The sequence below is a fragment of the Desulfocicer niacini genome, from assembly GCF_054657595.1.
Genome location: NZ_BAAHYK010000208.1, coordinates 1 through 326, shown reverse-complemented (window position 1 = coordinate 326; position 326 = coordinate 1). Strand labels below are relative to the sequence as shown.

Annotated in this window: 1 protein-coding gene; it reads right to left on the bottom strand. The window is 54.9% G+C overall.

Annotated elements, in window-relative coordinates; all coding sequences use genetic code 11:
* Positions 1 to 326: helix-turn-helix domain-containing protein (locus ACYQ2M_RS25420; protein ID WP_459919193.1), on the bottom strand; the 326-nt coding region annotated here is incomplete at both ends.

Sequence of the window (326 nt, the reverse complement as noted above, 5' to 3'; positions counted from 1 at the left end):
TGGGAGGAGTGCTGTGCCGGGGCACCTTACTGCGGCCCCGGTGATGCTGCTCTCCTGCCTGATGCAGGATCCGGTAAAAGGTAGACTCGGAGGCAATATAGGTGCCATTGTCTGCCAGTCGGGGCACAATCTGTCCCGGCGGAAGGCTTGCAAACTCTGGATCATGGCAGATAGTTAGCACTTTTTCAGTCTCCTCGCTGGTCAGTTTATTGGCCGGTTCAGGACGAACAGCAGTTGGTCGTCCATCTTTCCTGATATCAGGCTGTCCGGTCCATCGTTGATACGTTCTGGAGCTTATACCCACAACGTTGCATGCGGCTTCAAGA